The organism is Monashia sp. HAY1-2A, assembly GCF_056755315.1.
In genome coordinates this window covers 1-5214 of record NZ_JBNDHY010000223.1, presented here as the reverse complement: position 1 = coordinate 5214, position 5214 = coordinate 1, and the positions used below count along the sequence as shown (strand labels likewise).

Below are 5214 nucleotides of genomic sequence, written 5' to 3'. Positions count from 1 at the left end.
GAGCGGCCGCGGTACGGGATCGCGGTCGGCCGGTACCCGACCCGGCACGCCTCGCGGGTCCGCCCGCCCCGCCGTCCGCGTCGACGGCCTGGGTGCGCGGCGCGATCCTGCTCGGCATCCTCGTCATGCTGGCCGTGACGATCGTGCCGACCCTCCGCTCGCTCATCCAGCAGCGCGGCGACACCGCCGCCATGCAGGAGCAGGTGCAGCAGCAGCGCCAGGACGTCCAGGACCTCCAGCGCCAGGTGGCGCTGTGGAAGGACCCCGCCTACATCGAGCTGCAGGCGCGCGAGCGGCTCAAGTTCGTCCGCGTCGGCGACCGTGCCTACACGGTCATCGACCCGGACCGGGCCGACCCGGGCACCACCGGCCCGGCCAGGCCGGTCGTGGCCGCTCCGATGGCCAACGACGCCGCGCCGTGGTACGGCAAGGTGTGGCAGTCGGTGCAGATCGCGGACCGTCCCACCGCCGGGCTCGCCCGCAACCAGTGACCCCCGTGCGGCCAGCCCGCCGCCCCCTACCGGAGCACCAGCAGCCGTGAGCCAGACCCCGCGCCAGCCCGTCGACCCCGCCGACCTCGACGCCGTGGAGCGTCAGCTCGGCCGCCGCCCCCGCGGCGTGGCCGAGGTCGCCCACCGGTGCCCGTGCGGCGAGCCGGACGTCCTGCGGACCGAGCCCCGGCTGCCCGACGGCACGCCGTTCCCGACGACGTACTACGCCACCTGCCCGCGCCTCACCGGTGCCGTGAGCACGCTCGAGACCGGCGGGCTGATGAAGGAGATGACGGCCCGGCTCGGTCAGGACGCCGACCTCGCGGCCGCGTACGCCGCCGCGCACGAGCACTACCTGGCCCGACGCGGCGAGCTCGGCCACGTGCCCGAGATCGAGGGCGTCTCCGCCGGAGGCATGCCGACCCGCGTCAAGTGCCTCCACGTCCTCGTCGCGCACTCGCTCGCTGCCGGCCCCGGCGTCAACCCGCTCGGTGACGAGGCGCTCGACCAGCTCGAGGACTGGTGGTCGCCCACCTCGTGCGCGGCGGTCCACGCCGCCGAGGACGCGGCTGCCGCCGGCGTGGCGCAGGACCCGGCGACCCCGGGGCAGCCCTCCGATGGCTGAGGGCCGCGTCCGCGTCGGCGCCGTCGACTGCGGCACCAACTCGATCCGCCTCCTCGTCGCCGACGTCGACCCCGACACCGGGGTCCTCGAGGACGTGCTGCGCCGGATGGAGATCGTGCGCCTCGGGCACGGCGTCGACCGCACCGGGGTCATCGCGCCCGAGTCGATGGAGCGCACCCTTCGCGTCACGCGTGAGTACGCCGCGCAGTGCCACGAGCTCGGCGCCGAGCGCCTCCGGTTCGTCGCGACGTCGGCCTCGCGCGATGCCCGCAACGCCGCGGAGTTCATCGACGGCGTCCACACGGCCTTCCGCGAGCACGTCGGCGTCGCGGTCACGCCCGAGGTGGTCTCCGGCGACGAGGAGGCCGCGCTGTCGTTCGAGGGCGCGACCGGCGGCCTGGCCGCGCGCGGCATCGCCGGGCCCTACCTCGTCGTCGACCTCGGTGGTGGCTCGACCGAGCTCGTCCGCGGCACGGACCACGTCGAGGCGGCGCGGTCCGTCGACGTCGGCTGCGTCCGGATGACCGAGCGCCACCTCGCGAGCGACCCGCCGACGCCGGAGGAGGTGGCCGCCGCGACCCGTGACATCGACGCCGCGCTCGACCTCGCCGAGTCCGTCGTGCCGCTCGACGGCATCGCGACGCTCGTCGGGCTGGCAGGCAGCGTCACGACGATCACCGCACACCTGCTGCGGCTCCCGCAGTACGACGCGAGCCGGATCCACCTGTCGCGCAACCCGGTCCCCGCCGTGCTCGCCGCCTGCGACGACCTGCTGGCCATGACCCGCGCCGAGCGAGCCGCCCTGCCGTACCTGCACCCGGGCCGCGTCGACGTCATCGGTGCGGGGGCCCTGGTGTGGCGGCGCGTCGTCGAGCGCCTCGTCGACCGCTCCGGCATCACGGACGTCGTGACGTCCGAGCACGACATCCTCGACGGCATCGCCCTCAGCGCGGCGCGCCGCTGCTGAGGCCGTCCTTCCCGCGGGGCGCCACGCTGCCTTGCGGTGCCCGGCCGGGCAGGCCGGGCAGGTCGGGTCAGGACGGGTCAGGACGCCGTGCGGGCGGGCACCAGGCCGGGCACCGGGTCCTGCTCCTGCGCGCGGCGCCGGTGGGCGCGCAGGCGGGCCACCATCCACAGCGCGGCCGACACCCCGAGGGCCCACGTGCCGTTGGAGACGGTCGCGTCGACGACGCCGTAGGTGACGAAGAAGAGCGTCACGACGACCATGCCGCGCACCCATCGCTCCGACAGGCGCGTCGCCGCGAGGACGACGCCGCCCCAGAGCAGGTACCACGGGTGGATGACCGGGCCGGACAGGCACAGCACGAGCAGCACCCCGGCCGTCGCGAGGACGGGGTTGCGCACGGCGAGGCGCCACGCGAGCCAGGCCATGACGCCGAGCCCGGCGACGACGCCGATCGTCTGGGCCACCGGCACGGGGGTCTGCACCCAGCTGTGGGGCATGCCACCGATGCGCAGTAGCCACTCGACGGCGCTGCCGAGGAAGGTGGAAGGCGCGAGCAGGGAGCGCAACGACACGGGGACCGAGAGGTTCGGGATCCAGCCCCAACCCAGGCCGGTGGCCGCGGTGATGGCGCAGAACACCGTGGCGAAGACGATGCCCAGCGCGAGGCCGTGTCGTAGCAGCGCGCGGACCTTCGCACGGACACCCGGGGCGAGGTCGCCCGCCTGCACGGCCATGCCGACGACACCGACGAGGGCCAGGACCGCCGTCTGCTTGTACGTGGCCGCGGCGGCGACCGTCGCTGCCGCCGCGACGAGTCGGCCTCGGCTGCCCAGCAGCAGCGCGAGCACGACGAGGGCCACCATGACGGCGTCGCCGTGCGCCCCGCCGATGAGGTGCATGACGACGAGCGGGTTGAGGACGCCGAGCCACAGCGCGTGCCGACCGCTCGAGCCGTACCGCTCGGCGAGGCGCGGCAGGGCGTAGGCCAGCAGTGCGACCGCGGCCAGGGCCGGCACCCGCATGAGGACCGCGGACGCGTACGCGTTGTCCGGTGCGACGGCGACGACGAGGTGCTGGACCTGCAGCGCGAGGGGCCCGTACGGGGCCGGCGTCTGGGCCCACATCGGGTCCACCTGGTCCGCGAAGGGGCCCGGCACCCAGAACGGTCCGACGGCGTACGGGTCCATGCCGCGGGAGACGATCTTGCCCTGGGCGGCATAGCTGTACGCGTCGCGGCTGAACAGCGGGGGCGCGAGGAGCACCGGCACGCTCCACAGCAGCCACGCGAGGGAAGGGGGACGCCGACCCTGCACCGGACGCATCCGCAGCCAGGCGTCGACGAGCAGCCCCATGCCGACGGCGAGCAGCAGCGTGGTGGCGACGCGGCCGACGCCGCTGTCGAGCCACTGCAGGTGCAGCACGGTGATGACGGGCGACTCGCCGGGGTCGAACGCGTCGCGTGGCAGGAACGCCGGCGAGACCGAGCCGGCCGCCACGAGGGCCATGCCGAGCATGCCCCGGCGGACCATGGGGTCGAGCCAGCTGCGCAGGAGCGCGTCGAGGAACCGGTCGCGGAACTCCAGCAGCTGGACGGCCCCGGGTCGGGCGACGGCCACCCCGGTCGCGGCCAGCCGCTGCCCGCGTGGGGACGCGGCGACCGCGTTCGCGCCACGCTCGTCCAGCACCTGGTCCTCCTGAGGGGTGGTGCGCCGCAGCCCGACGTGGTGCGGCGCATCGGTCGCGCAGGGGCATGACGGACCGGCCCCTGGACCCGATGCCGCCCAGTCTAGGAGGAGCCGGGCCCCTGACGACGTGCCACGCCCGGCAGGTGGCCACAAAGCGTGACCGAACCGTGCCCGACGGGGCCGCCGACGCGTCGAACGTCCTGCGTCCTGTCCGGACGTACCCCCGGAGGGACTCGAACCCTCACCGATGGCGATTTTAAGTCGCCTGCCTCTGCCAGTTGGGCCACGGGGGCGGGCCGGTGGCAGGGCCCAGTATGCCGCTGCGACGCGAAACCTCCCTGCCCGTCCGTCCACAGGGGAACCTGCAGGCCGGTGCCGGACGCTTAGTCTGGTGTCAGCTGCCACCGACCGGTGGCACCAGTGCCCAAGGAGCACACTCACATGGCAGGTGGAAACCCGGTCTTCGACCGGCTCAACAAGCAGATCGAGCAGGAGCGGTACGCCGGCTTCGGGTCCCCCCGGCAGGGGCAGCAGGCCACCCAGGGCGCGACCGCCGGCTACGCGACGCAGGCCGCCCTGACGACCGAGCAGCTGAACGAGCTGTACGCGCGTCAGAGCGCCGGCCCGGTCGACACCGGCCGCGTCACGGTCGACGACGTCGTCATGAAGAGCCTGACGCTGTTCGTCATCACCGTCGCGACGGCAGCCGCCGCGTGGTTCGTCTCGAGCGACAACCAGCAGCTCGGCCTGACCTTCTGGATCGGCGGCGCCATCGGCACCCTCGTGCTCGGCTTCGCCATCGCCTTCATGAAGAGGGTCTCGGTCCCGCTGCTCGTCGTCTACGCCGTCGTGCAGGGCGCGTTCGTCGGCGCCTTCAGCCAGTTCATCAACTCGGTGCCGAAGTACGACGGCGTCGTGCTCATGGCCGTGCTCGCGACCCTGTGCGTGTTCGTGGCGATGTACATCGGCTACGCGACCGGCTTCGTCAAGGTCAACGCCAAGACCCGTCGCATGTTCTTCTTCGCCATCGTCGGCTACGGGCTGTTCTCGCTGCTGCAGTTCGTCCTGCTGCTCACGGGCGTCATCGACGGCTGGGGCTTCGGCGGCAGCGGCGGCCTCGGCGTCGTCCTGTCCATCCTCGGCGTCGGCCTCGCGTCGTACTCGCTCGCGATCGACTTCGACTCCATCGACCACGCCGTCCGCGTCGGCGCGCCGCAGAAGTACTCGTGGCTGCTCGCCCACGGCCTCATCGTGTCGATCGTGTGGCTCTACATCGAGTTCGTCCGCCTCTTCGCGCGGCTGCGCGACTGACGCGGGTGGCACCTTCGCGCGTGGGTTCGCCGACCCCGCAGGAGGTGTCGGAGGAGCTCCGGCGCGTGGTCGGGCGGTGGCAGCAGCTACCGCTCGACCTGTCTCTTATACACATCTGACGCTGCCGACGACGGA

5 protein-coding genes and 1 tRNA gene are annotated in these 5214 nt (G+C 73.6%); 4 read left to right on the top strand and 2 right to left on the bottom strand.

All coding sequences use genetic code 11. The annotated features are described in order from the left end of the window. The 3 genes from ACPYOM_RS20805 to ACPYOM_RS20795 form a co-directional block, all read left to right on the top strand. The coding region (locus ACPYOM_RS20805) for an FtsB family cell division protein (RefSeq protein WP_481347409.1) at nucleotides 1–491 on the top strand (491 nt) is incomplete at its 5' end. Between the two features lie 46 nt (nucleotides 492–537). Continuing rightward, the gene (locus ACPYOM_RS20800) at nucleotides 538–1116 is read left to right on the top strand and encodes a DUF501 domain-containing protein (protein WP_481347408.1); all 579 of its coding nucleotides are present in this window, start codon (nucleotides 538–540) and stop codon (nucleotides 1114–1116) included. Beyond that, nucleotides 1109–2083, top strand: coding sequence for a Ppx/GppA phosphatase family protein (locus ACPYOM_RS20795; protein ID WP_481347407.1), 975 nt, complete (start codon nucleotides 1109–1111; stop codon nucleotides 2081–2083). Before ACPYOM_RS20800 ends, ACPYOM_RS20795 begins: the two co-directional genes overlap by 8 nt. Nucleotides 2084–2160: 77 nt before the next feature. On the opposite strand, the gene mptB is transcribed toward ACPYOM_RS20795, so the two are convergent. Next, nucleotides 2161–3768 carry a polyprenol phosphomannose-dependent alpha 1,6 mannosyltransferase MptB gene (gene mptB, locus ACPYOM_RS20790; protein WP_481347406.1) on the bottom strand — a complete coding sequence of 536 codons (1608 nt, stop codon included), beginning with the start codon at nucleotides 3766–3768 and terminating at the stop codon, nucleotides 2161–2163. Nucleotides 3769–3986: 218 nt separating this feature from the next. Next, nucleotides 3987–4061, bottom strand: a tRNA-Leu gene (locus tag ACPYOM_RS20785). 148 nt (nucleotides 4062–4209) lie between these two features. On the opposite strand from ACPYOM_RS20785, the gene ACPYOM_RS20780 reads away from it, so the two are divergent. Further along, nucleotides 4210–5079 carry a Bax inhibitor-1/YccA family protein gene (locus ACPYOM_RS20780; RefSeq protein WP_481347405.1) on the top strand — a complete coding sequence of 290 codons (870 nt, stop codon included), beginning with the start codon at nucleotides 4210–4212 and terminating at the stop codon, nucleotides 5077–5079. Nucleotides 5080–5214: the final 135 nt, after the last annotated feature.